At 71.3% G+C, this 26,097-nt stretch carries 26 protein-coding genes and 1 tRNA gene; 14 read left to right on the top strand and 13 right to left on the bottom strand.

The features are described 5' to 3' along the window. Positions 1 to 31: 31 nt before the first annotated feature. The 3 genes from AB0L91_RS04395 to AB0L91_RS04385 are packed head-to-tail and all read right to left on the bottom strand — an operon-like array spanning position 32 to position 5,941. On the bottom strand, positions 32 to 4,141 hold the full coding sequence (locus AB0L91_RS04395) for an arabinosyltransferase domain-containing protein (RefSeq protein ID WP_365007224.1): 4,110 nt from the start codon (positions 4,139 to 4,141) through the stop codon (positions 32 to 34). A 40-nt stretch (positions 4,142 to 4,181) separates the two neighbouring features. After that, entirely contained in the window at positions 4,182 to 5,069 is an 888-nt protein-coding gene (locus tag AB0L91_RS04390) for a serine hydrolase (protein ID WP_365007223.1), read from the bottom strand. Then, positions 5,066 to 5,941, bottom strand: a complete 876-nt coding sequence (locus AB0L91_RS04385; protein ID WP_365007222.1) for a LysR family transcriptional regulator — start codon at positions 5,939 to 5,941, stop codon at positions 5,066 to 5,068. Before AB0L91_RS04385 ends, AB0L91_RS04390 begins: the two co-directional genes overlap by 4 nt. A gap of 171 nt (positions 5,942 to 6,112) precedes the next feature. Between AB0L91_RS04385 and bla the strand changes: the two genes are divergently transcribed. Continuing rightward, on the top strand, positions 6,113 to 7,015 hold the full coding sequence (bla, locus tag AB0L91_RS04380) for a class A beta-lactamase (protein WP_365011175.1): 903 nt from the start codon (positions 6,113 to 6,115) through the stop codon (positions 7,013 to 7,015). Here the strand turns inward: bla and AB0L91_RS04375 are convergent. Then, positions 6,999 to 7,616, bottom strand: coding sequence for a TetR/AcrR family transcriptional regulator (locus tag AB0L91_RS04375; RefSeq protein ID WP_365007221.1), 618 nt, complete (start codon positions 7,614 to 7,616; stop codon positions 6,999 to 7,001). The two genes, bla and AB0L91_RS04375, sit on opposite strands and share 17 nt — an antisense overlap. A gap of 63 nt (positions 7,617 to 7,679) precedes the next feature. Between AB0L91_RS04375 and AB0L91_RS04370 the strand changes: the two genes are divergently transcribed. Beyond that, complete coding sequence (locus AB0L91_RS04370; RefSeq protein WP_355282903.1) at positions 7,680 to 8,087, top strand: RidA family protein; 408 nt, start codon at positions 7,680 to 7,682, stop codon at positions 8,085 to 8,087. Between the two features lie 4 nt (positions 8,088 to 8,091). Here the strand turns inward: AB0L91_RS04370 and AB0L91_RS04365 are convergent, their stop codons facing one another. Then, positions 8,092 to 9,006, bottom strand: coding sequence for an AraC family transcriptional regulator (locus AB0L91_RS04365; protein ID WP_365007220.1), 915 nt, complete (start codon positions 9,004 to 9,006; stop codon positions 8,092 to 8,094). 116 nt (positions 9,007 to 9,122) lie between these two features. Between AB0L91_RS04365 and AB0L91_RS04360 the strand changes: the two genes are divergently transcribed. The 7 genes from AB0L91_RS04360 (at position 9,123) to AB0L91_RS04330 (ending at position 15,697) form a co-directional block, all read left to right on the top strand. Then, positions 9,123 to 10,121, top strand: coding sequence for a saccharopine dehydrogenase NADP-binding domain-containing protein (locus AB0L91_RS04360; RefSeq protein ID WP_365007219.1), 999 nt, complete (start codon positions 9,123 to 9,125; stop codon positions 10,119 to 10,121). A 296-nt stretch (positions 10,122 to 10,417) separates the two neighbouring features. Then, a complete protein-coding gene (locus AB0L91_RS04355) occupies positions 10,418 to 11,878 on the top strand; it encodes an ATP-binding protein (protein ID WP_365007218.1) in 1,461 nt (486 codons plus the stop codon). Further along, a complete protein-coding gene (locus AB0L91_RS04350; RefSeq protein ID WP_365007217.1) occupies positions 11,875 to 12,285 on the top strand; it encodes a roadblock/LC7 domain-containing protein in 411 nt (136 codons plus the stop codon). Before AB0L91_RS04355 ends, AB0L91_RS04350 begins: the two co-directional genes overlap by 4 nt. After that, a complete protein-coding gene (locus AB0L91_RS04345) occupies positions 12,282 to 12,626 on the top strand; it encodes a DUF742 domain-containing protein (RefSeq protein WP_355282891.1) in 345 nt (114 codons plus the stop codon). The genes AB0L91_RS04350 and AB0L91_RS04345 overlap by 4 nt, the downstream gene beginning before the upstream one ends. 28 nt (positions 12,627 to 12,654) lie before the next feature. After that, the gene (locus AB0L91_RS04340; protein WP_365011173.1) at positions 12,655 to 13,218 is read left to right on the top strand and encodes an ATP/GTP-binding protein; all 564 of its coding nucleotides are present in this window, start codon (positions 12,655 to 12,657) and stop codon (positions 13,216 to 13,218) included. Continuing rightward, on the top strand, positions 13,218 to 14,477 hold the full coding sequence (locus AB0L91_RS04335; protein WP_357343798.1) for a cytochrome P450: 1,260 nt from the start codon (positions 13,218 to 13,220) through the stop codon (positions 14,475 to 14,477). Before AB0L91_RS04340 ends, AB0L91_RS04335 begins: the two co-directional genes overlap by 1 nt. Next, positions 14,474 to 15,697 carry a cytochrome P450 gene (locus tag AB0L91_RS04330; protein WP_355282886.1) on the top strand — a complete coding sequence of 408 codons (1,224 nt, stop codon included), beginning with the start codon at positions 14,474 to 14,476 and terminating at the stop codon, positions 15,695 to 15,697. Before AB0L91_RS04335 ends, AB0L91_RS04330 begins: the two co-directional genes overlap by 4 nt. 64 nt (positions 15,698 to 15,761) lie before the next feature. Here AB0L91_RS04330 and AB0L91_RS04325 read toward each other — a convergent pair whose 3' ends face one another. From AB0L91_RS04325 to AB0L91_RS04310, 4 genes are all read right to left on the bottom strand, one after another. Next, complete coding sequence (locus AB0L91_RS04325) at positions 15,762 to 16,907, bottom strand: acyl-CoA dehydrogenase family protein (RefSeq protein ID WP_365007216.1); 1,146 nt, start codon at positions 16,905 to 16,907, stop codon at positions 15,762 to 15,764. A gap of 17 nt (positions 16,908 to 16,924) precedes the next feature. Beyond that, positions 16,925 to 17,530 carry a QsdR family transcriptional regulator gene (locus tag AB0L91_RS04320; RefSeq protein ID WP_357343804.1) on the bottom strand — a complete coding sequence of 202 codons (606 nt, stop codon included), beginning with the start codon at positions 17,528 to 17,530 and terminating at the stop codon, positions 16,925 to 16,927. Positions 17,531 to 17,646: 116 nt separating this feature from the next. Further along, a tRNA-Glu gene (locus AB0L91_RS04315) sits at positions 17,647 to 17,719 on the bottom strand. Between the two features lie 127 nt (positions 17,720 to 17,846). Next, the gene (locus tag AB0L91_RS04310; RefSeq protein ID WP_365007215.1) at positions 17,847 to 18,236 is read right to left on the bottom strand and encodes a hypothetical protein; all 390 of its coding nucleotides are present in this window, start codon (positions 18,234 to 18,236) and stop codon (positions 17,847 to 17,849) included. A 772-nt stretch (positions 18,237 to 19,008) separates the two neighbouring features. Between AB0L91_RS04310 and AB0L91_RS04305 the strand changes: the two genes are divergently transcribed. After that, positions 19,009 to 19,962, top strand: a complete 954-nt coding sequence (locus AB0L91_RS04305; protein ID WP_365007214.1) for an ATP-dependent DNA ligase — start codon at positions 19,009 to 19,011, stop codon at positions 19,960 to 19,962. Positions 19,963 to 20,020: 58 nt separating this feature from the next. Here the strand turns inward: AB0L91_RS04305 and AB0L91_RS04300 are convergent, their stop codons facing one another. Next, on the bottom strand, positions 20,021 to 20,581 hold the full coding sequence (locus tag AB0L91_RS04300) for a heme-binding protein (RefSeq protein WP_355282365.1): 561 nt from the start codon (positions 20,579 to 20,581) through the stop codon (positions 20,021 to 20,023). A gap of 217 nt (positions 20,582 to 20,798) precedes the next feature. On the opposite strand from AB0L91_RS04300, the gene AB0L91_RS04295 reads away from it, so the two are divergent. Further along, on the top strand, positions 20,799 to 21,968 hold the full coding sequence (locus AB0L91_RS04295; RefSeq protein WP_365007213.1) for a sensor histidine kinase: 1,170 nt from the start codon (positions 20,799 to 20,801) through the stop codon (positions 21,966 to 21,968). A 5-nt stretch (positions 21,969 to 21,973) separates the two neighbouring features. On the opposite strand, the gene AB0L91_RS04290 is transcribed toward AB0L91_RS04295, so the two are convergent. Beyond that, positions 21,974 to 22,639, bottom strand: a complete 666-nt coding sequence (locus AB0L91_RS04290) for a hypothetical protein (RefSeq protein ID WP_365007212.1) — start codon at positions 22,637 to 22,639, stop codon at positions 21,974 to 21,976. Positions 22,640 to 22,721: 82 nt separating this feature from the next. Here AB0L91_RS04290 and AB0L91_RS04285 point away from each other — a divergent pair, with 82 nt between their 5' ends. Both AB0L91_RS04285 and AB0L91_RS04280 read left to right on the top strand, forming a co-directional pair. Beyond that, a complete protein-coding gene (locus AB0L91_RS04285) occupies positions 22,722 to 23,354 on the top strand; it encodes a response regulator transcription factor (RefSeq protein WP_355282357.1) in 633 nt (210 codons plus the stop codon). A gap of 89 nt (positions 23,355 to 23,443) precedes the next feature. Then, entirely contained in the window at positions 23,444 to 23,677 is a 234-nt protein-coding gene (locus tag AB0L91_RS04280; protein ID WP_355282354.1) for a zf-HC2 domain-containing protein, read from the top strand. Positions 23,678 to 23,682: 5 nt separating this feature from the next. Here AB0L91_RS04280 and AB0L91_RS04275 read toward each other — a convergent pair whose 3' ends face one another. After that, complete coding sequence (locus AB0L91_RS04275) at positions 23,683 to 24,207, bottom strand: DM13 domain-containing protein (protein ID WP_365007211.1); 525 nt, start codon at positions 24,205 to 24,207, stop codon at positions 23,683 to 23,685. Positions 24,208 to 24,301: 94 nt separating this feature from the next. Between AB0L91_RS04275 and AB0L91_RS04270 the strand changes: the two genes are divergently transcribed. Further along, positions 24,302 to 24,940, top strand: coding sequence for a sigma-70 family RNA polymerase sigma factor (locus AB0L91_RS04270; protein ID WP_365007210.1), 639 nt, complete (start codon positions 24,302 to 24,304; stop codon positions 24,938 to 24,940). On the opposite strand, the gene AB0L91_RS04265 is transcribed toward AB0L91_RS04270, so the two are convergent. Continuing rightward, entirely contained in the window at positions 24,937 to 26,094 is a 1,158-nt protein-coding gene (locus AB0L91_RS04265) for a macrolide family glycosyltransferase (RefSeq protein ID WP_365007209.1), read from the bottom strand. The genes AB0L91_RS04270 and AB0L91_RS04265 overlap by 4 nt on opposite strands. Positions 26,095 to 26,097 lie beyond the last annotated feature (3 nt).

Here is a 26,097-nt window from a genome sequence, read left to right as displayed (position 1 = left end):
TGGAGGCAACGGCGGTTTCATTTGTGCCGGATCAGCGTGTCCTGATGGGGCTTTCGTTCGTCCAGCCCCAGGTGTCGCCGACCCGGACGGTGATCTCCGCCGGTGGTGCGGCGACCAGGCGGGTGAGGCGCTGGAGTTCGCCCCAGTCCCTGGTCCAGTCCTCGGCGAGGTAGGCGGGAATGGTGCGCGACCGCATGAGCAGTCCGGTCCAGCCCAGCGGGCCGCCGCCGGTATCGCCCTGCCAGGTCTCGGAGACCTGCGCGTTGAGCTTATCCGGCTGGATTCGCCAGATCGGCAGCTCCGCGACCCCGGCCCGGTGGTCGAACGGTCGCTGGCACGGGAAGGCCAGTCCCACATGGAAATCCCCGAGCACCGGATCCGTGGTGCCGACCACGGTGTTCAGCGACGAGAGTTTCGGCAGGCGCGGGGGCGTGACCGCCAGCCACTGCATCGGATCCGGTTCGCCCGCCGCGGCGACGAGCCGGACCGCCGTGGTTCCGGCGGGGATCTCGTCCAGGTCGATCGGCAGGTTCCGCCAGCCCGGTGCGCCACCGACCGTGGGCGGGGTGAGTTCACCGGTGGGGGTGAAGGTTCCGTTCGCCGCGTGGGCGAACTCGACCCGCAGTCGCTGCCCGGGCAGCGGACTGCCGTCGGGTGCCACGGATTCGATGCGGCCCGCCACGGTGAGGATCAGCACCCGGTACGCCGAATCCTGCTGAACGGCAGCGAGATCCAGGCGATACCACTGGGTGGTCAGCTGGGTACGTTGCGGTGCGCCGGTGGAGTAGCTGCCCAGGACCGGGGTGCGTTCGGGGACGAGGCCGAACGGGAGGGCGACGGTGCTGCCGTTCACGCCGGGGGTGGCGCCGGGTCCGCTGGAAGCGGGTCCACCGGGACCGCCGGGGGCCGAGCCGCCGGGTGTTGATCCACCTGTGCCGCCCGGACCTGTCTGGGCAGAACCGCCAGGAGTGCTCTGGCCGGGTCCGCCGGTGGTGGAGCCCGAACCGCCCGTGGTGTTGCCGGGACCGTTGGGAGCCGATCCGCTGGGGCCTGCGCCGCCGCCCGGACCTGCGCCGCCGCCCGGACCTGCGCCGCCGCCCGGACCTGCGCTACCGCCGGGACCCGAGCCGCCGCCCGGACCTGCGCCACCAGGGCCGCCGGGGGCGGGGCCGGAGCCAGAAGGGGGTGCCGAGGATTGGCCGGGGCCCGGGTCGGGGGCGAGGCTGCCGAGGCCGTTCGGGGTGAAGCCGGTGTTCTCGGCGGACAGGCCGTCGGCGATGGTGCCGGCGTAGGGGGTCAGCAGTGAGTCGGCCGTGTTGGTTTCGACCAGGACGGCGTCGGCCATCGCGCAGGAGTTCCCGGTCATCGTCCGCAGGTTCGACAGCGCGACCGAATAGGCGGGGTACTGCGCGACGGCAGCGGTCGCCAGCGATCCCACGTCGAACAGCACCATCGCCGCCGCAGCGAGAGTGAGGGGCGCGACCACCGGCAACCGGAACCGTCCGGCGCCCGTGGGCGTGCCTGTGGCCTCGGCATCGGTTCCTGGCTGCTGTGTGTCGGCGGCCCCGCTATCGGTTCCGGGCCGTTTCGTGGTCGTGGTTGCGGTCGCAGCTGGGGTTGCGGCCTCGTCCGTGGACTCGATGGCCTCGGTTTCGGCGGCTGTGGGGGGCAGGCTGCCAACACTGGATGTTGCGCTGGGTGAGGTGGTTTCGACGGTATCTTCGGGGGCCGCGCGGTAGTACTGCCAGAGGGCGACCAGCAGGGTCAGGCCGGTGGCGGCGAGGAAGAGGGTGGAGACCTCGATGTCGGCGAGGGTCGGGGCGCGGTCCGGCCATGGGACGCCGTAGCCGGAGACGTACCAGTAGCCGTTGGAGCCGGTGCAGCAGACGGCGAGCAGGAACAGGACGGCCGCCGCGAACAGGGTGCGGAGGTAGGTCGCCCGAATGACGCTGCGGCTCAGCGCGACAGCGGTGACCGCGGCCAGCGCGCCCGCGAGACCGGCGTAGACGCCGAAGTGGTGGGTCCACTTGGTGGGGGTGAACATCATCAGCGGCAGCGCGAGGAAGGTCACCGCGAGAACGCGGGTGACCGGGCCGCGGGCGGTCGACGGGATGCGCCCGCCGCGGCGCAGGGTCACCAGGATGCCGACGGCCAGGGACAGCAGCATGGCCAGCACGCCGAAGCGCCGGGCCAGGGAACCGTCGGGGTTCACCGACAGCAGGGAATCCCAGCGGGTGCGCTCCTCGAACCAGGACATGTCGGGGCCGACGAGCTGGCGGACGCGGGTGGCTTCCAGCACCGTCGCGAGGGTCTGGTCGGCGAAGACCACGACGAGCACGAGGACGCCCGCGGCGGCGATCGGCGCCAGCACGGCGGCGTAGCGCAGCAGCGCGGGGCCCGAATCCGTGGTGGCGCGCGCGATGACCGTGCGGAGCACCGGCCGCGAACCGGCCAGCAGGGCGGCCAGGCAGATGAGGCCGGTCGGACCTGCGGCGAGGGAGAACGCCGCGATCGCCACCGCGACGGCGGCGGGCAGCAGCCTGCGGGTGGCGATGGCTCGCTCCATCGAGCACCAGGTGAGCAGCGCGCCGACCGCGATCAGCGGTTCCGGGCGCAGGCCGTTGTTGTAGGGCAGCCACAGCGACAGGAACACCAGGGCCGCGGTCCAGCGGGCCGCGGTGCTCGCGGCGACGCGGGAACCAAGGCGCGGCAGCACTTCCCGGCTGAGCACCAGCCAGCAGACCAGTCCGGCCAGCAGCGCGGGCAGGCGCATCCACAGCCCGGCTTCGCTGATCCGGGTCAGCTGCGCGAGCACCTCGTAGGGCCAGCCGAACGGTGCCTCGGCGACCTGGAACCACCGGTAGTAGTTGGCGGTGTACCCGGCCTCCCTGGAGGCGCGCGCCATGGTCAGGATGTAGCCGTCGTCGGAGCTGTTCGCGCCGATCGCATGCCAGACGACCAGCGTGCCCGCGACCGTCGCGTCCAGGCCGGTCAAGCGCCACCAGCGCGCGGGTAGCACGCGCCGCGCCCGCCGCCCGTCGCGAATATCACCGCGATGCAGGCAGATCAGCGCGATGAGCGTGCACAGCACCGCCCCGAGGATCGCCGCCAGCTTCCACCCGCTCGGACTCGACGAGAATCGCGCATCGATCTCGGCATGCAGCCGCGCGTCCCCCGCCCGCCCCCGATCCAGCTCGGTGTAGACCCCGACCAGCTGCGGACGCACATCGCCATCGATGGTGGTCCGCAGCGGCGACCCGTCGGCCTTGGTCAACCCGGTGAGCTCGGCGGTCGTCCCCGACGCGGTCGAGACGACAGTCAGCGCACCGCATCCGGCCGATTGCCCGTTCTGCGTCGCGCCCCCAGGGTTTCCACCACCCTGCTCCCTCGTGGACGGTGATGCGCCGGGTGATCCGGTCGGCTGGTTCGTCCCGCCGGGCCCGGTGGGCGCAGCTCCGGCGGGAGCGCCTGAGGGTGCGCCCGGACCTGGTGCTGATCCAGCGGGCGCGCCGGACGGCGGCGTGCCGGGACCTGGCGGCGTTACGCCGGGGGGTGGTGTGGCACCGGCGGGTGGTGTTCCCGGAGGCTGCCGACCATCGCCAGGCGCGGCAGTGCCGGGCGCGGGCGCGCCGGAAGGTGGTGTGGCACCGGAAGGTGGCGTGGTGCCGGGAGGCGGCGTGATGCCTGCGGGGTCGCCACCGGGCGGTCGATTGCCGGATGATTCGGATTCGGTGGCGGGCGCACCGCCCGGCGTCCCGGTGATCTCCGCCAGCGACGCGCTCAGCAGCAGGCGATCGCGGAGGACGACTGCCAGCATCCGCCCGGTCTCCGGTCGGTCCTCGATCCGCGCGACCAGTCCCTTCGATCCGGCGCGCGGCGCCTCTGGCGGCACCGTCGACAGCACCGTCGCCCCGGTCAGGTCCCGCAATGCCGTGCACGGCACGCTGAGCTCCAGCGACAGCGGCACGTAGTCCACCAGCGGCGCGCTCAGCTGCATCGACTGGGGCTGCGGCCAGTCCAGGCTCGCGTGTTCCTGCCGGACGGGCAGCAGCGGAGCCGCCACCGCCAGCGCCACCCCGACGACCCCCGCCACGATCCCGACCATCCGCACCCGGCCGAAACCGGAAGAATCTCCACCCACGATCGACGATGCTAGCCATATCCGGCCGCACCGGGGTGGGTCAGTGCGGGCGGCGGAGTTCGGTGACGGCCAGGCGGGCGGCTTCGCCGATGGCGGCGTCGACGACCGGCAGGGTCGGGTCGGCGCGGGCGGCGCGGGTGAAAACCGCTACCGCGACCGGGGTTTCGCCGGGGAACTCCACGACCGCGACCTCGTTGCGGATGACGCCGATGGTGCCGGTCTTGCCCGCGACGACGACGCCGCGGTGCGGGAAGGCGGCCGCGATCCGGTGTGGCCAGATCTGTCTGCTCATCACGGCGCGCGCGAATTCGGTGCTCGCCGTGGACAACACGTCGCCGCGCCAGAGCAGGGACAGGAACCGGGTCATCTCCTCGGGAGTGGTCGCGCTGGCGTAGGCGGGGTCGTAGGCCGAGACGGTCCAGGCCTCGTCGTTGTCGGCGAGCGCGGCGAAGGCCTCGGCGGTGGTGTGGGTGTCGGTGTCGCGCACCAGGCTGCGGTGCTGATCGGCGGTGCCGCCGACGACGCGGGTCTCGGTGAGGCCGAGCGCGTCGAGGAGATCGGTGACCGCGGCCAGGCCGAGTTCGCCGAGCAGCACGTCTGCGGCGGCGTTGTCGGACACCGTCATCATGGAGGTGGCCAGGTCGCGGCGGCTCAGGGTGACCGGATCGTGCAGCGCCGCGAGGCCGGTGGGTCCGGGCGTGCAGTCGGCGGGGTCGACGGTGATCCGGGCGGCCGGATCGAGCAGCCCGTCGTCGACCCGGCGGCAGAACGCCACGAACAGCAGCAGCTTGTACACCGACGCGATGACCACCCGCTCGCCGCCGCCAACGGACAGCTCGGCGGGGGAGCCGTCGCAGCGCCGGGCGTGCAGCCACCCGGTGCACCCGGCGTCGGCGAACACGGCGCGGATCCGGTCGGTCACGCTCATCGCAGGCGCTCGCGGTAGAGCACCCGATCCAGGGCGTCGGCGTGGTCGCCCGCGTCGGGACGGCGGATGATCCGGACCCGCAGGGCGACCGACTGCGGCGCGAGCGTCAGCCAGACCACGCCCGGCGTCGGTGTCGGCGGGGTGGCCGTGAGGCCGAAACACGTGCCGGCGGCGACGGCGGCCAGCACCGCCCGGTCGTCGGCCGCGGTGAGGGTCGCGGTGTCGAGGCCGCGCTCGCGCAGCAGGTCGAGCACGGTGTCGAAGGCGGGCGGATTGGCGGCGCGGGCCGGATGTGCGAAGTGCAGGTCCGCGAGCATCGGGAAGGTCGGCCGTTCGGCGGTGGTGGTGCGATGCTCGGCCGGAACCACCAGCCAGCGTGGCAGTTTCACGACCGGCCCGGCGTCGAGGTTGTCGACCAGGGCCGGATGCTCGATCACCGCGACATCGCAGATCCCGGCGCGCACCTCGGCGGCGAGGTCGACGGTCGTGCCGAGCGCGGTCGAGACGGTGCCGCCCGCGACCCGCAGCGCGGTGACACAGGCGGTGACCAGCCGGTCCGGCAACGCGGTCGTGGCCGCGAATCGCACGGTGCCGCTGCGCTGGGCGATCCGTTCGGATTCCGCGAGCAGCCGATCGGCGTCGTCGACGAGCAGCCGGGCCCGCGGGAGCAACTGCCTGCCCGCGGCGGTGAGCATCGCGCCCTGACTGGTGCGGTGGATCAGCTCGAGGTCGAGGTGCTGTTCGAGGCGGCGCAGACCCTGCGACAGCGGCGGCTGCGTCATCTCCAGCGCGGCGGCCGCCCGCCCGAAGTGGCCCTCGTCCGCGACCGCGACGAAGAACCGGAGGTGACGGAGCAGATCCATGTCGGCCATTGAACCAGCGCCCGGCGCGCGGCCACCCCGGATCGGCCACGGGTGCTCGACCGTTCACCCGATCCGGCCGGGAACGACCTGCGCCGATATCGATGCCGACTCGGCGGCGGCCGTGTCGGGTATTGGCTCGCGCGGTGGCGCCGGTGATGAGGTGCGGTGGTGACTTCCTTCGTGACCACCACCCTCCGCAGGCGCCTCGCCGCCGCCGCGCTGGCGCTCACCGCCGTCGCCGTCCCGGCCTGCTCGAACGCCTCCGAGGCGACCACCCCCGCCACCTCGTCGACCGCGTCGGTGGCGCTCTCGTTCGCCGCGCTGGAGACGGAATACGGTGCGCGCCTCGGCTTGTCGGTGGTCGACACCGGCACCGGCCGCACCGTCGCGTACCGGGCCGACGAGCGTTTCCCGATGGCCTCGACCTTCAAGGGCCTGGCCTGCGGCGCCCTGCTCCAGGCGCACCCGCTCGCGACCGGCTACTTCGACCAGGTCATCCGGTACACCGCCGCCGACATCGTCGTGAACTCCCCGGAGACCGAGCGGCACATCGACACCGGCATGACCGTCGCCGCGCTCTGCGATGCCGCGATCACCCAGTCCGACAACACCGCGGGCAACCTGCTGCTCCGGTTGCTCGGTGGCCCCGCAGGTTTCACCACCTTCCTGCGCACCCTCGGCGACTCGGTGTCGCGCCTGGATCGCTGGGAACCCGAGCTGAACACCGCGATCCCGGGCGACGAACGCGACACCACCACGGCCGCCGCGCTGGCGGCCGACTACCGGGCCCTCGTCGTCGGGACCGCGCTGGCCGAGCCCGAGCGCGCCCAGCTCGCCGCCTGGCTGAAGGCCAGCACCACGGGCGCCAAGCGGATCAAGGCGGGGTTGCCCGCGGACTGGATCGTCGGCGACAAGACCGGCACCCCGGCCTACGGGTCCGCGCTCGATGTCGCCGTCGCGTGGCCGCCGGGACGCGCGCCACTCGTGCTCGCCGTGCTCACCACCAAGCCGGAGCAGGACGCCGAGCCCGCCAACGCCCTGGTCGCCGCGGCGGCGAAACAGGCTCTCACCGAACTGGAATGACGTGCCAGCCCGCCGCCACCGATGTCGCGCAGCGCGCAGGTTCATCGCCCGCCGCGACGAACAGTGCGGTGAGGACCGGGATTCCGGAGTCCAGCGTGGCCGGTGGCAGCGGGCCGGTGGCGACCAGCCCGGCCAAGCCGTGGCCGAAAGTCCAGCTCTGGATGGCCAGTTCGAGCGGATCGACCTCCGCGCGGAAGCGGCCGGCGGCGCGGGCCGAGGCGGCCGCCGTCACCAGGCGGTCCAGGGTGGCGTCGGCGGCCGCGGCGTCCTCGAGGGCGAACCCGGCGTCGAACATCACCCGGTAGAGGTCGGGATTCGCGAGCGCGTTGGCCAGGTACGCGCTGCCGAGGGCGGCCAGATCGCGCACCGGATCGTCGGTGACGGGCACGTCGGCCAGCCGGGCCGCCAGCCGGGTGAAGCCCTCCTGCCGGACCGCGCGCCACAGCCCGTCCATCCCGTCGAAGTAGGTGTAGACGGCCATCGTCGACACCGCGGTGCCCGCGACGAGACCGCGCAACGTGACCGGCTGCCGTTCGCGCAGCAGCTGGGCCGCGCGGTCGATGAGCATCGCGCGCACCGCGGGATTCCTCGTCCGTGCCATGGTGTCAGATTACATATCAATGTTATGTTATCGGCAGTCGACCCTCGGATGGTGGGAGTGAACATGGCAGTGGAACTGGTGAATCCCGACGGGCTGCCCAAGCCCGAGGTCTATCGGCAGCTCTCGATCGCGACCGGGTCGCGGCTGGTCTTCCTGGCCGGGCAGGTGGCGCGCGATGCCGACGGAAACCCGGTCGGTACAGGCGATTTCGCGGCGCAGGTCGAACAGGCGTACCTCAATATCGGCACCGCGCTGGCCGCGATCGGCGGCTCGTTCGACGATGTCGCCAAGCTGACCATCTATGTCGTGGACTGGGGCCCGGACAAGTACCCGCTGCTGGGTGAGGGGGTCGCCCGCGCCGCGGCGAAACTCGGCGTCGACCCGGTCAAGCCGATCACCCTGCTCGGCGTCGCGGCGCTGGGCGAGCCCGACCTGCTCGTCGAGGTCGAGGCCACCGCCGTCCTCGCCTGACCGATCAGCTCGCGCCCGCGACGAGCACCGGAGTCCCGGCCGCGCGATAGCGGCCGGGGGCGGTGCCGAACGCGCGCTTGAACGCCTTGCCGAAGGCGTATTCGGAGCCGTAGCCGCTGCGCCGGGCCACCGTCGCCAGCGGATGATCGGTGTCGCGGAGCAGCCGGGCGGCGGTGAGCATCCGCCAGCGGGTGAGGTAGGTCAGCGGCGGTTCGCCGACGAGCTCGGCGAACCGGCGGGCGAAGGCGGCGCGGCTCAGACCCGCGGTGGCGCCGAGGGATTCGACGGTCCAGCCGTGCGCCGGGTCGTCGTGGATGGCGCGCAGGGATCGGGAGATGTCGGCGTCGGCGACCGCGGCGGCCCAGCCCGAGGACGTCGCGGCCTCGGCGAGATGGGCCCGCAGCAGATAGAGCAGCAGCAGATCCAGCAGCGGGGGAATCGCCGCGTCGGAGCCGGGTCCGGCGTCGGTGAGTTCGGCGGCGAGCAGTTCGACGGCGGCGCGCAGCGCCGGATGGGTGCCCAGCCGGGCCGGGGCGTGCACCACCTCGGGCAGTTCGGTCAGCAGGGGATGGGTGCGGTCGACGGCGAGGTGATACGACCCGCACAGCAGCGTCGCTGCCGCGCCCGGTCCCTCGATGAGCCGGATGTCGCCCGGTCCGGCGGTTTCGGTGATGGGACTGTCGAGCTGGTCGAGCAGATCGTGGGCGATGCCGCGCGGCAGGAACACCGCGTCGCCCGCGCCGAGCGCGAGCGGTTCCACCCCGGGCCGGGTCAACCAGCACGAGCCCTGGAGGACGACGTGGAAGCCCGCGCCGTCGATGTGCGGATACCGCCTGCCCCACGTGCCGTGCCGCACGAACATGCCGGAGGCGGGGGTGCCGGTCCGCGCGGTGGCGAGGACGTCGCTGAGCAGGTCCATGTCAGGAAGCCTACGTCACGAGACGATGGGATATCTGCGGAAGATTCTGGATGATTTTCTGTCTCGATCATGGTGCATAACCTGAGTTCATCATCCCGATGAACAAGGAGAACGACATGAAGATCGCCGTCTACGGAGCCACTGGACACGTCGGCCGATTCGCGGTGGCCGAGCTGCGCGGGCGCGGCATCGACCCGGTGGTGGTCGGCCGCGACGCGGAGCGGCTCGCCGAGGTCGGCGGGGTGGTCCGGGTGGCCGCCGCCGACGATCACGACGCCCTGGTCGACGCCTTCACCGGGATCGACGTCGTGATCAGCACCCTGCCCGACTACACCGGCAACGGGACGGGCGTGCTGCGCGCCGCCATCGCGGCGGGTGCCCACTACGTCGACGTCGCGGGCGAACAGCTCTTCGTCCAGCGGGTGTTCACCGAGTACGGTCCGCTCGCGGCCGCGGCGGGGGTCACCCTGGCCACCGCCACCACCGAGGCGGGCATCTTCGGCGATCTGCTCGCCCACCTCGGGGCACAGCGGCTCGGCGGTGCCGACGAGATCGTGCTGAGTCATGTCGCCTTGCCGGGCGGGGAGGGTTCGCGCGGCAGCATGCACACGGTCCTGAAGAACCTGGACGTCTTCACCAGTGGTGGGTTGTCCTGGTCGGACGGCGAGTTCCGCACCGGCTCCCAGCCGCGCCGCGACACCTTCCTGGTTCCCGGCACCACCGAACCCATTGCCGTGCGCAAGTTCCCGCAGCCGTCGGTGGTGACGATCCCGCGGCACACGCAGGCGGGCTCGGTCGAGGGTGTGCTGGCGACGTCGATCTTCGAGATCATCGGCACCGTCACCGAGGCCGATCTGGCGGCCGCGCCGGAGACGCCGTCGGCGCCCGCCGCGTATTCGGTGGTCGTCGATGTCCGCCATGAGGGGCGCACCCTGCGCGGCATCGGCAGCGGACCCGACGCCTACCGCAACAGCGCCCAGCTCGCGGTCGAGGTCGCCACCCGGATCGCCGCCGGCGCGGGCACGCCGGGCGCGCAGGCTCCCGCCGAGCTGTTCGAGCCCGCCGAATTCCTCGACGCGCTGGCCGCGTTCGGCATGACGTGGACCCTCGACTGACCGGTGGTGCCCGGCCGGGCAACTGTCTCAGTGGGTTTCGGCCGTCGCGCCCCGCGCGTGACGGTCGCCACGGTCGGCACCGCCCGGAACCGGTATCTCCGCAGGTCGGCGGATCGAGGACATCCCGATTCGGTAACGAATCGCAGACGAACTCGTGATGAACCCTCCTCGCTCGGGTGGCAGGCGGGGCGAGGGCTCGATATGCTCGCCTGCGTTATCGAAACGGGCTGTCGTGCTGCGCGTTCGGTGTGCCGATTGGTGGTTGGGGGCCTGTGAGTACTGCGGAAGTCGGGCCGATGGCACAGTCGACGACTGTGTCGCCGGGGGAGGGCACCGCCCGCGGGGTGACCGCGGGGGCCGCCGGATACGTGGTGCTCGGCGCCGGGGTGGTGCTGGCCGCGATCGCCGCCGTGGTCGCGGTGTTCACGCCGACCGCCATCGGGATTCCGGTGCTCGCCGCGTCACTCGCCGTCGCCCTGATCGCCTGCCCCGCGGTGTTCGTCGCCCTGCGTCAGCACGCGCGGGCGCGCGCCGCCACGGCCGCCGCCGAGCGGGCCGAACAGCAGCTGGCCGCGGCCGTCGCCGAGGCGACCCAGCGGATCACCACCGCCGAGGACCACGCCACCCACTACGCCTGGGAGGCACAGGAGAACGGCCGCCGTGGCGCGGCCGCGCTGGCCGCCTTCGCCGGCGCCGCGGGCCGCATCCAGGCCATGACCACCTCGATGCTGGCCGAACTGCGCGAGATGGAACACCGGCACGCCGACCCGCGCGTGCTCACCGACCTGCTCCACATCGACCACCGCACCGCGCAGACCGGTCGGCTGGCCGACAGCATCGCGGTGCTCAGCGGTGCCCGCACCGGCCGCCGCTGGGCGAAACCGATTGCGATGGAATCGATCCTGCGCGGCGCGATGGGCCGGGTCGCCGGGTACCAGCGCGTGCGGCTGCGTGCCATCGCCGACGTCGGCATCGCCGGGCACGCCGCCGAGGGCGTGATGCACACCCTGGCCGAACTGCTCGACAACGCCTGCAACTTCTCCCCGCCCACCACCGAGGTGCACGTCTACGCCGCGGAAGTGCCAGCGGGCGTGGTGATCACGATCGAGGACAGCGGCCTGGTGATGAGCGATTCGGCGCTGCGCCGGGCCGAGGCCGCGGTGAGCGGGCGCGACCACAAGGGCAAGGGCGCCGACCTGGCCTCGCTCTCTGGCACCCGGCTCGGTCTGGCCGTCGTCGGCCACCTGGCCCGCAAACACGAACTCACCGTGTCGTATCGGCCGTCGGCGATCGGCGGCACGGCGGTGGTCGTCGTCGTCCCGCGTGAGCTCACCGCCCGCGCCGAACGCCGCAGCCGCCCCGCCGCCCAGCTCGCCGCGCCCACCCCGCGACGCACCGAACCCCAGCTCACCACCCTCGGCCAGTTCGACGCGCCCACTCCGCGGGCCCAGCACGCCAGGACCACCGACGAACTGGGCTGGGCCGAGACCGTCGGGCAGCCCGCCCACCGGATCGCGGCCGAGCCGCCGACTCCCACGGTGTCCGCCTCGCCCGCGCTGCCCAAGCGGCGCCGCGGCGACACCCTGGCCAAAGTCCATCCCGACGGCCTGACCGGCTCGCCGGTCGCCGACACCGCACCGGCCAAGCCGGCCGCGCTCGGCGCGTTCCAGCGGTCCGCGCCCGGTCGGGCGGCGGATCGGTCCGGCCACCACCCAGGCAGCGCCGCCACTGCTCCCGACCCCATGGAGGACCGATGACCACCACCGCCCCGACGAACCTCGGCTGGCTGCTCGAGAAACTGCTCGCCCGCACCCCACGCACCCGGCACGCGCTGCTGCTGTCCGGGGACGGCCTGAAGATCTGCCACACACCGGAACTCGATGTCGATCGCGCCGATCAGCTGGCCGCGATCGCCGCCGGGTTCCAGAGCCTGTCGCACGGGGCTTCCGTCGAGTTCGGTGACGGGCGTGGCGGTGTCCGCCAGTCGATGACCGAGTTCTACGGCGGCATCCTGTTCGTGGTCGAGGCGGGACGCGGCGCGCACTTAGCGGTGGTGGCCGCCGAGGACGCCGACGCGGGGCTGGTCGGGCACACCATGCACGAGCTGGTCGAACAGCTCGGTGAGCATATGGCCGCCCAGCCCAGAAGCGGAGCGCCGAATTGAGCAGGTCGGTCCGCGACGAGGATCCGGACCGGTTCTACACGCTCACCGGCGGACGGGCCCCGGCCACCGAGGACTTCGACCTGGTGACCCTGGTGGTCAGTGAATCGGCGCCGTCGGCGGGGATGACCTCCGAGCAGGTCGCGATCCTGGACATGTGCCGGGCGCCGACCGCGGTCGTGGAGATCGCGGCGGAACTGCGGCTGCCGGTCGGCGTCGCCACGGTCCTGCTGGGGGACCTGCTGCACGCGGGGAAGATCACCGTTCGGCCGCCGCTGTCGGCGGCGATGTCGCTGGATGCCTCCACCCTCGAGAAGGTGCTCGTTGGACTTCGCAAGCTCTGAATCCGCGCCCGAGCGGTCGCTGGCACCGCTGCACAGCACGGCCAAGCACGGGCTGAAGATCGTCGTCATCGGCGGATTCGGCGTCGGCAAGACGACCCTGGTGCGCTCGGTGAGCGAGATCAGGCCGCTCGACACCGAGGCGACGATGACCGACATGGGTGTCGGGATCGACGACGCCACCGGCGTTCCCGGCAAGTCGACCACCACGGTGGCCTTCGACTTCGGCCGGATCACCCTCGACGCCGAACACGTGCTGTACCTGTTCGGCGCGCCGGGCCAGCAACGGTTCTGGTTCCTGTGGGACCGGCTGTTCACCGGCGCGCTCGGCGCGATCGTGCTGGTCGATCAGCGCCGGATCGAGGACTCCTGGTACGCGATCGACCGGCTCGAACACCAGGGCACCCCGTTCGTGGTCGCCTGCAACGACTTCGGCGGCTCGCACCAGCCGCAGGACGTGCGCGACGCGCTCGACCTCGATCCCGCCGTGCCGCTGGTGATGTGTGACGCGCGCTCGCGCGAATCGAGCAAACAGGTGCTGATCGCTCTGGTCGAGCACTTGTATTCCGCTGTCCCGCAGGGGGAGACCGTCTGATGAGCACACCCACCGGCACCGGTGCCTGCCCGATCACCGGCGCGGTGCCGCTGAGCGGTCCCGAATTCCATATCGAGCCGCACGAGGTCTACCGCAGGATGCGGCGCGAGCACGGTCCGGTGGTCGCGGTCGAGCTGCCCGGCGGGTTCCCCGCGTGGCTGGTCATCGGCTACCGCGAACTGCACCAGGTGACCAGCGATCCGCTGCTGTTCCCGCGCGATGTGTCGCTGTGGAACCAGTGGGGCCGGGTACCCGAGGACTGGCCGCTGCTGCCGATGGTCGGCAGGCCGATGCCCTCGATCTACTTCACCGCCGGTGCCGAGCACCGCAGGCATCTGGCGATGGTGGAACCCGCGCTCGACGCCGTCGACCACTTCGAATTGCGCCGGGCCTGTGAGGAACTCGCCGATCGCCTGGTCGACGGATTCTGCGGCCGCGGCAGCGCGGACCTGGTGGCCGAGTTCGCCGAACCGCTGCCGGTGCTGGCGCTGGGCCGCATCCTCGGCCTGCCCGACAGCGACGCCGCCGACCTGGCCCTCACCATGAAGCTGCTCGCCGACGGCGGCGCCGACGCCCAGGCCGGGCACGCCCGCTTCGGCGAGCACATGGCCCGGCTGCTCGCGGCCAAGAAGGCAAGGCCCGCAGGCGATCTGGTGTCGCTGATGCTGGCCGACCCGCAACCGTTCACCGACGAGGAATACATCAACGACCTGATGGCGATCACCGCCGCGGGTCACCTCACCACGGCCGACTGGCTGGGCAGCTCCATGCGGCTGATGCTCGTCGACGACCGGTTCGCGGCCGCGCTCGGTGGCGGCAGGCGCAGCGTCGGCCAGGCCATGAACGAGGTGCTCTGGGAAGAGGGCCCGACCTCGATCCTGGCCGGGCGCTGGGCCGCCCGCGACACCCGCCTGGCCGATCAGACCATCCGGGCGGGCGACATGCTGCTGCTCGGACTGGCCGCGGCCAATCTCGACCCGCACATCCGCCAGTCGTTCACCGACGGTGACACGGTGCCGACCGGCAACAACGCGCACTTCGCGTTCAGCTACGGCGAATACCGCTGCCCCTTCCCGGCGCAGCAGATCGCCGAGATCATCGCCAGGACCGGGATCGAGGTGCTGCTCGACCGGCTCCCCGATGTCGACCTGGCCGTGCCCGCCGAGCAACTCACCCGGCGACCTTCGGCTTTCCTTCGGGGCATGACCGCACTGCCCGTTCGTTTCACACCAGTCAGACCCGTCGGAGGTTCGTCGTGAGTTCCCAGTGCCCTTTCGCCATCGATCCCATGGTCGGTGACCTCAACGGAGAGACCGCCCGACTGCGCGCCGAAGGTCCGCTCACCCGGATCGACCTGCTCGGTGTGCCCGCCTGGACCGTCACCGACCACGCCGTCGCCCGGCAGCTGACCACCGACTCCCGCCTGGTCAAGGACATCCACGCGTGGAAGCTGTGGACCGACGGCGTGGTGACCAACCAGTGGCCGCTGATCGGCATGGTGGACGTCGACCGGTCGATGTTCAACGTCGACGGCGCCGAGCACCGCAGGCTGCGGCTCAAGACCGCGCAGGCGCTGGCGCCGCGCCGGCTCGAGGAACTGCGGCCGGTGATCGAGCGGCTCACCCTCGAACTGCTCGACGACCTCGCCGCGGCGGGCGCCGACGGCACGCCGGTCGACCTCAAGGCCGTCTTCGCCTACCCGCTGCCGATGCGGGTGGTCGGCGACCTGATGGGCGTCGCGCGCGAGGACCACGCGCAGCTGCTCGACTGGTACAAGAAGTTCTTCTCGGTGATGACCCCGCAGGACGAGCGCCTGCGCGTGATCGGCGAGCTCGACGTGTACTTCACCGATCAGGTGCGGCAGAAGATCGCGAATCCCGGCGACGATCTGACCTCGGCGTTCGTCGTCGCCGACGAGGAGGGCGGCGAGCCGCTCACCGAGGAGGAGGCGATCGGCAACATCAAGGCCCTCGTCGCCGCCGGGCACGAGACCACCGTGAGCCTGATCGTCAACACCGTGCGCGCGCTGCTCAACGAACCCGAGCAGCTGGCGAAAGTCCTGGCGGGCGACGTGGACTGGAAGCAGGTCATCGAGGAGTCGCTGCGCTGGGACGGGCCGGTCTCGCACCTGCTGATGCGCTTCGCCACCGAGGACATCACCGTCGGCGACACCGTGATCGCCAAAGGCGAGGGCGTGGTGATGTCCTACCGTGCCATCGGCCGCGACACCGCCGTGCACGGCGAGACCGCCGACGAGTTCGACGTGACCCGCCCGACCGCCAACCGCCACCTCGCCTTCGGCTACGGCCCGCATATCTGCCCCGGCGCCGCGCTGTCCCGGCTGGAGGCCGCGATCGCGCTGCCCGCGCTGTTCGCCCGCTTCCCGGAGCTGCGGCTGGCCGTGCCCGACAGTGAGCTCGGCAACTTGCCGGTGCTCACGCAGAACGATCTGGCCGCGCTGCCGATCATCCTGAACTGACCGGCGTCGCGTCGCGCCCGGTGCTCCGGCACCGGGCGCGACGCACTACTTCATCGCGGTGTCCCTACAGGCCCAGATCGCGGCCGATGAGCTCCTTCATGATCTCGTTGGAGCCCGCCCAGATCTTGGTGACCCTGGCGTCCATCCAGGCCCGCGCGACCCGGTACTCGCGCATGTAGCCGTAGCCGCCGTGCAGCTGCACGCAGGCGTCGAGCACCTCGTTCTGCACCTGCGCCGACCACCACTTCGCCTTCGCGGCGTCGACCGCGGACAGCGTGCCCGCGGCGTGCGCGGCGATGCCCTGGTCGACGAACGCCTGCGTCACTTCGACTTTGGTGACCAGCTCGGCGAAGAGGAACTTGTTGTACTGGAAGCTGCCGATCTGCTGCCCGAACGCCTTGCGCTCCTTGGCGTAGGTCAGCGTCTCGTCCAGGATGGCCGCGGCGTGGGCGATATTGGAGATCGCGGCGCCGATGCGTTCCTGCGGCAGCCGCTCCATCATGGCGATGAAGCCGCGGTCGACCTCGCCGATCCGGTTGGCGTCGGGCACCCGGACGTTGTCGAAGAACAGTTCGGCGGTGTCGGATTCGGGCTGACCCACCTTGTCGAGCTTGCGGCCGCGGGTGAAGCCCTCCATGCCGTTCTCGACCGCGAACAGCGTGATGCCCTTGGCCTTCTTCTCCGGGCTGGTGCGGGCGGCGACGATGACCAGGTCGGCGTTGAAACCGTTGGTGATGAAGGTCTTCAAGCCGTTGATGATCCAGTCGTCGCCGTCGCGCACCGCGGTGGTCTTGAGCGCGGCCAGGTCCGAACCGCCCGAGGGCTCGGTCATGCCGATGGCGGTGACGATCTCACCGGTGCAGAACTTGGGCAGCCAGCGCCGCTTCTGCTCGTCGGTGGTCAGTTCCACCAGGTAGGGCGCGCACACGTCGTAGTGGATGCCGAACGAGGACGACAGCGCCGCACCGGCTTTGGCGAGTTCCTCGCCGAGGACCGCGGCGAACCGGTAGTCGCCCGCGTCGCTGCCGCCGAACTCCTCCGGCACGCCGAGGCCGAGGTAGCCGAGTTCACCGGCGGCCAGCCAGGTCGCGCGGTCGATCGCGCGCTCCTCGGCGAAGCGCTCGGCGTTGGGCTCGATCGAGCGCTTGACGAATTCGGCGACGGACGCGCGGAACGCCTCGTGGTCCTCGGAGTAGATGGTGCGCTGCATGGTTTTCCTTTCGCTTCCTACTGTTCGGGCCGTACGCCCAGCAGAACCAGCGACGCCTGGACCACCTTGGCCGCGTCGGGTTCCTCGCCGCTGATCACGTCGGCGTAGATGAAGGTCTCGGTGATCCGCGCGAGCAGCAGCGCCAGTTCCGGCACCGGCAGTGGCGGATCGAGGGTGCCCGCCGCGATCTCCTCGGTGAGCAGGCCGGCGATCACGTCGACGAAGCGTCGCTGCACGGAACCGGCGCGGGTGGTGAGCAGGCGCAGCGCGCGTTCGGGTTCGCGGCGCAGGAACTGGCGAAAGGCGTCGGAGGTGTTCACCGCTTCGGCGAAATCGCCCAGCACGCGGGCGATCCGGCGGGCACCCTGCGCGGTGTTGGCGGTGGCTGCGCGGCGCAGCGTGGGTTCGGCCACCGACCAGATCACCTCGGCGAGCAATTCGTCGCGGCCGCCGACCCAGCGGAACAGGGTGGCCCGGTTGACGCCGAGCTCGACGGCGAGCTCCTTCATCTCCAGCCTGCGGCCCGCCAGGAACCCTGATCTGGCCGCCTTGAAGGCGGTGAGGGCGTCGGGCCGGGCGGCGAGATCGTCGAGTCGCTTGCTCAGCGCGGTCTGCTCGGTCACGTCACCTCCGGGTGCAACATCTCCCTCAGTGTATGGACTGTGCAACGTCTGTCAATATGTTGCACGAATCGGGGCATGAAAAAACTCCCCGGTCGCGATGACCGGGGAGTTCGCTGTAGCCCCGACGGGATTTGAACCCGCGCTACCGCCTTGAGAGGGCGGCGTCCTAGGCCGCTAGACGACGGGGCCAGAACTACGATTCACCGGGGTGAACCGCGCGGAACATACGATAGCCGACGACCGGGCAATCAACCAAAACGGCTGGTCGGCTGCCCGGTCGGGCCGACAGGGCGGACCCTGTCCGGACGGTCGGCGACTAGCTGGTCGGCTTCGGCGCGGCGCTGGAGCCGGTCGCGAGGGCCTCGAGGCCCTTGAGCAGCACGGCCGAGCCGGAGATCGGCGGGTCGGCGATCGGCTGCGGGGCGACGCCCAGCTGGCCGAAGGCGGACGGCAGGGCCGAGCCCGAGGTCAGCGCCTCGAGGCCCTTGAGCAGCACGGCCGAGCCCGAGATGGGCGGGTCGGCGACGATCTTCGGAGCGGTGGCCGAGCCGGAACCCAGCGCCTCGAGGCCCTTGACCAGGACGGCCGAGCCCGAGACGGGCGGGTCGGCGATGGGCTCGGGGGCGGCGGCCGACGCGAATTCGGTGCCGCTCAGGACGATTCCCGCCGCGACAGCGGCGACGCCGAGGATACGCAGGGTGCGCATAGTTGATCTCCTGAAGTTTCTCTCACCCGCCCGAATCGGCCGGCGAGAGCTAATTGATAGCAGACCGGACGAGGCGGTCGCAGTCGCAATGTTGAACAATGCGGAAACGGCGCTCCGATAAATGGGGTCGATTCCTTTCGGTGACCTGGGGATCTGGATTGCCGAATGATTTGGGTCACAGCGAGGTTTTGTTCCGGGATCTCGGTTCACGCGCGCTAATCGGCCTATTGCGAGACCGTTCGGGGACCTCGGGGACACCTGTCTGTGAAGTTTCTGTGTGATCTGTGTCACCGATTCTGCGGCCTTCCCGGGCGTCGGTCATGCGTGATGTCGATCGACGATAGGCATGTGGACCTGGGGAATCTCGGAGGATTCGGCGGTGTGGCGCTGTTCGCTGATGCGTGCCGGTGGTGCTCCAGCCTTGTCGATCGGCGGTCGGGCCGTGAAAAATCCGCGACCGGATAAGAATCACCCCGCTGTGAAACCTTGTCGATTTCCTTCGTTTCCATTCGCGCTATGCAGGTGAACGAAAGATGAATCGGCAGAGGTTTCGGCACTGTTGTGTCGCGCATCACACTCGATCCTTCCGGGCGGGAAAAGACGGGTTCGATGCGCGGATTGTTTCTGTGTAGGATTCGCTTGCCGATAATTGTGCGCGGTCGACAATTCGAGTAATTGATCGGCTCGTGTTCCGGTGGATGTTTCCTTTTCGGGCGAATCCTCGGCGACGCGGCTGGTTGACCACCCCGGCGGGACGGGGGAGGGTGGGGCGATGGCCAGCAAGGAAGTGCGGGGCGGGGTGGAGATGTCGAACCTCGACCAGCCGTTGTTCGACGGTGCCGAGGCGACCAAGCGGGACCTGGTGGACTACCTGGAGTTCGCCGGGGAGCGGCTGGTGCGCGTGCTGCGGGGCCGCCCGCTGTCGGTGGTGCGGGTGCGGCCGGGGCAGGAACCGTTCATGCAGAAGAACCTGCCGAAGTACACGCCGGAATGGGTGCCCCGGGTGACGGTGTGGGCCGAGAGCTCGCACCGGGAGGTCACCTACGCGCTCGGCAACGACGAGCGGACACTGCTGTGGTTCGGCAATCAGCGGGCCGTGGAGTATCACCCCACCCTGCTGCCGGTGGACCACAGCGCCGGGCCGACCCATCTGGTGCTCGACCTCGACCCGTCACCGGGGCAGACCTTTCGCGACGCCGCGGCGGGCGCCCACCTGATCCGGGCCGCGCTCACCGCGGACGGACTCGACGGCGCGGTGAAAACCAGCGGCGCCAAGGGTTTACACGTGTTCGTCCCGGTCGTGCCGGGCATCGCGATCGAGGACGCGGCCGCCGCGACCCGGGCGATCGCCGCCCGCGCCGAACGCATCGACCCGGCCGTCGGCACCACCGCGTTCATCCGGGAAGACCGGCACGGCAAGGTCTTCCTCGATTCGACCAGGGCGGGCGGCGCCACCGTCATCGCGGCCTACAGCCCGCGCATCCGCCCCGGCGTCCCGGTCTCGTTTCCCCTGCGCTGGAGCGATATCGACGATGTCGTCCCCGCCGACTTCACCCTCCGCAGCGCGCCGAACCTGCTCGGCGACACCGATCCGTGGGCCACGGAAATGCCCGCACCACAGGCACTTCCGGCCGACCTGATCGCCGAGGGGCACACCATCCCGATCGCCAGGGTGCAGGCCATGCACGAGGGCAAGCGCCGGGCCAAGGCGCGGCGGGAGAGCTGAACGCCGCGGCGGCCCGATGACCTGGGGAGGTCATCGGGCCGCCGGGTGTTCGAGGGGATTACTTGCCGATCGCGGCGACGCCCGCCTGGGCGAACTTCTCGTCCAGGTCGCCGCTCGGGGCGCCGGCCACGCCGATGCCGGCGATCGGGGCGCCGTTGGCCTTCACCGGCGCGCCGCCGCCGAGGAACAGGGTGCCGTCGATGTCGGCCAGGTGCGGGGCGGACTCGAGGCGCTTGCTCAGCTCGGTGGTGGGGGCGTTCCAGGAGACGGCGGTGAACGCCTTCTGCTGGGCGGCGTCGTAGGACTGCGGGCCCGCGCCGTCGCCGCGCAGGGTGACGATGACATTGCCGTTGCGGTCGACGACCGCGACGCTGACCCGCTGGTTCTCCTTGGCCGCCGCGTCGAGCGCGGTCTGCGCGGCCTTGGTGGCGGCGGCGATCGAGAGGTGGGTGCTCTGGGTCAGGTTGGCGTCGGCGGCGTCGGCGACGACGGGGGTGCGGGTCGCGGCGTCGGGGTTCTGGGCCTGCACCGTCACCACGCCAACCACGCCCGCGGCGACGACGGCGGCCGAGGCGCCGGCGACGATGAGGCGGTTGCGGGTGCTGAACTTGGTGCTCATGGCTGCTCCTGATCGGATTCTCGGCCGTCCGGCGGTGGTGCCGTGGCCTGTTGATATCCATCCTGTGCGCTGGGCGGCCCGCGCGGATCGGCGAACCGGCTGCACTTGCGCGGCCGGATCGGGCGACACCGGGGTCAACCGATCGGATGACCCGGGCACGGCGTCCCGCGAGGGAGAATGGGGGAGTTTGCCCAGCTGATGTGGACGGGAGGTACCGATGCGGAGCACACTCGGCGACCGGAACGACGATACGCGCCTGCTCACGGTCATCGTCTACAGCGCGTTCTACGTACTGTTGGCCGCCTCGCTCATGCGCTGGCTGATCCGGCACGCCGACACCCGCTCGACCCCGCTCGTCGTCGCGCTCGCGCTGCTGCTCGCGGTGCTCTACGCGATGAGCGAGCTGCGGCATTCGAATCGGGTGATGTGGTTCGCGGCGCTCGTCGCGACCTGGGCGGTGCTGGTGGTGCTGGCACCGAGCTTCGCCTGGTGCGCGGTTCCGTTGGTGTACACCGGTTTACGGATTCTGTCGGTGCGCGTCGCGGTGACGCTGGTCTGCGCGCTGACCGCGCTGGTGGTGTTCAGTCAGGTGCGGATCGCGGGCTGGCTGGATCCGAACCTGGTGCTCGCGCCGCCCGCGGTTGCCGCGGTGACCACCGTGCTGTTCGTCGGCATGCGCCGCCAGACCGAACACCAGGCGGCGCTCATCGACGACCTCGTCCGCACCCGGCAGGAACTGGCCGAGACCGAGCGCCGCGAGGGCACTCTCGCCGAACGGGAACGGCTCGCCATGGAGATCCACGACACCCTCGCGCAGGGGCTGTCCAGCCAGCGGATGCTGTTGCAGGCGGCGGATCTGGTGTGGGACAGCGATCCCGGACTGGCGCGCGCTCATCTGCGCTCGGCCGCCGAGATCGCCGACCGCGACCTCGCCGAGGCCCGGCGCTTCGTCCACGACCTGGCGCCCGCCGACCTGGCCGCCGGCGGTTCGCTCGCCGCCGCGCTCACCGCGCTCGCCGCGCGGGAGTCCGGCGACACCCTCACGGTGCGCTGTCATCTGGAAGGCACCCCTGGCCCGCTGCCGCAGCGGGTGGAGGCGACGCTGCTGCGGGTGGCGCAGGGCGCGCTCGCCAATGTGCGCGAACACGCGGCGGCGACGACCGCGACCATCACCCTCACCAGCCTCGACGACCAGATCCTCCTCGATGTGGCCGACGACGGGCGCGGGTTCGATCCCGACGAGCGGGCCGATCCGGCCGAGCATCGCGGGCACGGCCTGCCCGCGATCCGGGCGCGGGTGCGTCAGCTGGGTGGGACCTGCGCGATCGAATCGGCGCCCGGCGACGGCACCGTGCTCTCGGTCGCGATTCCGCTCGCCGTCGGCTGAGAGCGCTACGCGGCGGCGGGCAGCCAGTACCGGTGCGGTCGGGGCGCCGGGAGAACCAGCCGGGTCGTGCTCGGACGCATCCGGGGGCGGGTCCCGGCCGGGCCGCCGGCCGACCCAGCCTCGGCCGGTACAGCAGGCCATTCGGTGCGGGTGACCTCGGCCGGTATGTCGACGGTGGTGCGGCCGGCGGTATTCGTGATCGGTTCGCGGGCCGCCGCGCGGCCGATCCGCGCCATCGGGCGCTGATCGGCGAACACGACCATGCGTAGCACCAGGAACCGGCCGATCCCGGCGAGGCCCGACGCCGACAGGTACACGACCTGCTCGGTGAGCACCCCCGGCGCCGCCTGCACGGCGAACAGCGCGAACATCGCCGCGCTCGTCACCGCGTAGGCCGCCGCGGCCGACCCCGCCGACTGCCAGTGCTCCCGCCACCCCGGCAGCGTGCGCCCGCCGAAGGTGATCAGCGCGTGCAGCACCGTGCCGAGCAGCGTCGAGACGATCGTGACCACCGCGTTCGCGACGGCCCACGGCAGCACGCAGGCCAGCTGCGCCACCGCCGCGCTCGACGCCAGGCCCAGCCCGCCGCCGCAGGCGACGAACCGCGCGAAGGCCGCGATCGGGCCGGTCGCGGTGGCCTCGGCCGACGGTGTGCGCACGATGTTCGTCATGTCGAACACTGTACGGCTACCGTACGGTGTGCGCAATGAGGAACGATGTTCCGGTGGGGAGTGCGCGCTAGCATCGGCACTTGTGAAACCCGCCGTCCGCCTGTTGATCTGCGACGATCACGCCGTCGTCCGCGCCGGACTGCACGCGCTGCTGTCGAGCGCGCCCGATATCGAGGTCATCGGCGAGGCCGCCGACGGCCCGGCCGCGGTCGCGCTGGCGGCGAGCCTGCGCCCCGACGTGGTGCTGATGGACCTGCAACTCGGCAGCGACATGGACGGTGTCGAAGCCACCCGCCGGATCACCGCGCAGCCGGCGCCGACCCCGCACGTGCTGGTTCTCACCACCTACGACACCGACGCCGACATCACCCGCGCGATCGAGGCGGGTGCCACCGGCTACCTGCTCAAAGCCGAGCGGCCCGAGGAGCTGTTCGCCGCGATCCACGCCGCCGCGAGCGGGCAGACCGCGCTGTCCGCGCCGGTCGCGGCGAAGGTGATGGCCAAGATGCGCAATCCCGGACCCACCCTCACCGCGCGCGAACGCGACATCCTCGGCCAGCTCGCCCAGGGCCTCGGCAACCGCGAGATCGCCCGCGCGCTGCACATCAGCGAGGCGACGGTGAAGACGCACCTGGGCCGCATCTACGACAAGCTCGGCGTCGACACCAGGGCGGCGGCCGTCGCGGTGGCGACGGAGAAGCGCCTGCTCGCCTGAACCGCCGACGGCTGTAACGCCGGGGCCGCCGCGGGCTCTGAAGGGTGCGGCGATGGCTATGCTTGGCCGAGCGAGAGGAGCCGGTGCGAATGGACTGCGACGAATTCGTCGAGCTGGTCACCAGCTTCCTCGACGGCGCCCTCGACAGCGCGACCGAACTGCGCTTCCTCGCCCATCTCGCCGAGTGCGACGGCTGCGAGGTCTACCTCGAACAGATCCGCCGCACCACCCGTGACCTCGGCGGACTCGCGCCCGAGCAGCTCTCCGGCCCGGCGCGCACCACCTTGCTCGCGGCGTTCCGCGACTGGCACCGCCCCGCCTGAGCGGCTCAGGCCGGCGTCAGCGTGGCCGCCCCGAACGACACGTGGAAGCGGGCGCACCAGATGCTCACCGACTCGACGGCCGACAGGTCCGTGCCTGCGGGCAGGGTGTAGTTCTGGTTGCCCTCGTTGCCCTTGAGCGCGCCCAGATCGATGTGCGTGCCGTCGTCGAAGTTGTGCCAGTCGTCGCCGATCACCGGCTGATCGGTGAGCCACACGTGCAGCGCGGGACCGTCGGAGGTGCGCAGGTCGGTGATCCGCAGGACCAGCGTGCCGTCGGGCAGGCGCTGGAGCTGCGCCGAGCCGGTCGTGTCGTGTTCGTGGGAGAGGAATTCGCCGGACGCGATCACCGAGACCGGCGCGTCGCCCATGGCGGTGACCGGCGCCTCGTCGACGGTCGTCGTGGTGAACAGCCGCCACGGCTGGAACAGGTAGAGGCCCACGACCAGCGCGGCGACGAACCCCACCGCCAGCACGCTGAGGACTGTTCGGCGGATACGGCGGTGTGGCATGGTCTTCTCCTTCTCTCGCATGCGTTCTCCGTTCCCGGACCGGTCCCGCGCGTTACACCGCCGCGCGGCGGTACTGTGCTGCCAGCGACGCGAGTGGTGACAGCGAGGAGACCCGGTGGGACACGACGGCGCCCTGCCCGCCGACGACGTGCTCGTCGCCGAGCTGCGAGCGGGTGTCGACGCGACGTTCGCGCTGGTCGTCGATGCCTGGTCGGGCTCGATGCTGCGGCTGGCGCGCTCGTTCGTCTCCACCGACGCCTCGGCCGAGGAAGTGGTCCAGGAGGCGTGGCTGGCCGTGGTGCGCGGTGTCGACCGGTTCGAAGGCCGGTCCTCACTCAAGACCTGGGTGTATCGGATCCTGGTGAACACCGCCAAGAAGCGCGGGATCAAGGAACATCGCACGGTCCCGTTCGCCACGCTGCTGCCCGATGACGAGGGGCCCGCCGTCGATCCGGGCCGGTTCCGCCCGCCCGGTGACCAGTACCCGGGTCACTGGGCGATCGGCGCCAAGCCGCGTCCGTGGTCCGAACCCGAGGACGCCGTCGAACGCGCCGAAGTGGCCCGCCTGCTCGCCGCCGCGGTGTCCGCACTGCCCGCCCGTCACCGCACCGTCCTCACCCTGCGCGATATCGAGGGCTACTCCGCCGACGAGGTCTGCGCGCTGCTCGACATCTCGGCGGGCAATCAGCGCGTCCTGCTGCACCGCGCCAGGTCGACCGTGCGGGCGCGGCTCGAGGAGTATTTCCAGCGCTAGGTGAGCAGCGATTCGACGAGGTCGGCGGCGCGGTGGGTGCCGCCCTCGGCCCTGGCCTCGGTGCGCAGCGCGGCCGAGCAGCGCGCGACCTCGGGATCGCCGATGAGCTCGAACAGGGCCGACCGCAGGTTCTCGGCGGTGGCGTCGGCGGTGTCGATCCGGCGGGCCACACCCAGTTCGACCAGGCGGTCCGCGTTCATGAACTGTTCGGCGCCCTGCGGCACGGCGATCATCGGGACACCCGAGAGCAGTCCCTCGCCGCACCCGCCCATGCCGGCATGGGTGACGAAAGCGTCGGCCTGCTCCAGGATCGCTCGCTGCGGGATCCACGAGTGCACTTCGATGTTCGCTGGAATGGCACCGAGTTCGCTCGCCTCGGTGTGCTTGCCGATCTGCAGGACGACATGCCAGCCCGGCAGGTCACCGAAGGCCGCCAGACACCGGCGATAGAACTCCGGTCGGCGGGTGTAGGCCGAACCCAGCGAGATCAGCAGGACCTTGTCCGCCGTCGGCCGGGTCCAGGTGGTCGCGTCGGCGGCGAAGCACGGGCCCACGAAAGTGACGGTGTCGCTGTCGACCCGGTCGGCCTGCGGTTGCATGGACCGGGGAATCAGGGCCAGCGCGCGGTCGGGTGGACCGGCGAACGCGTCCACGTCGGTGGTCGTCGCACCGCACCCACGCAGCCAACCGGCGAACTTCTCGCGGTAGGCGGCGGCGCCCGGCAGGCCACGCAGGTGCACCGCGACGTCCTGCTCATAGCCCTGCCAGGCCACGAAGGTCGGCGACAGCTGGAGCAGGGGCCGCTGCTGGGCTTCGGCGAGTGCGCGGGCGGCGTAGGCGCCGATGTCGTACAGATAGTGGTCGGCGGGGTTGTCGTCATAGGCGGCGCGCAGCTGGGGGAGTGCGTGGATCGCGTTGTCCAGGAACAGGTTCTGCGCGGCGATGGGGTCGTCCGGCCAGGCGTTGTCAGCGACCGGGAGCAGCGAGGCGCACGGCACGAAGTCGGCGCCGGTGCCGGTGATGAGGTCGGCGACGGCCGGGTCGTTGGCGTAGGTCACCCGGTGGCCGCGAGCCACCAGCTCCCGGATGACCGCCAGGCTCGGCAGGACGTGGCTGACGATCGGGATGCCGATCATGGCGAGGTGGCGGGGCATCGC

Source organism: Nocardia sp. NPDC051833 (assembly GCF_040681225.1).
In the GTDB taxonomy this organism is placed as follows: Bacteria; Actinomycetota; Actinomycetes; order Mycobacteriales; family Mycobacteriaceae; genus Nocardia.
Note: the sequence above shows the minus strand (reverse complement) of the source record. Positions and strands in the feature narration are given on the sequence as shown.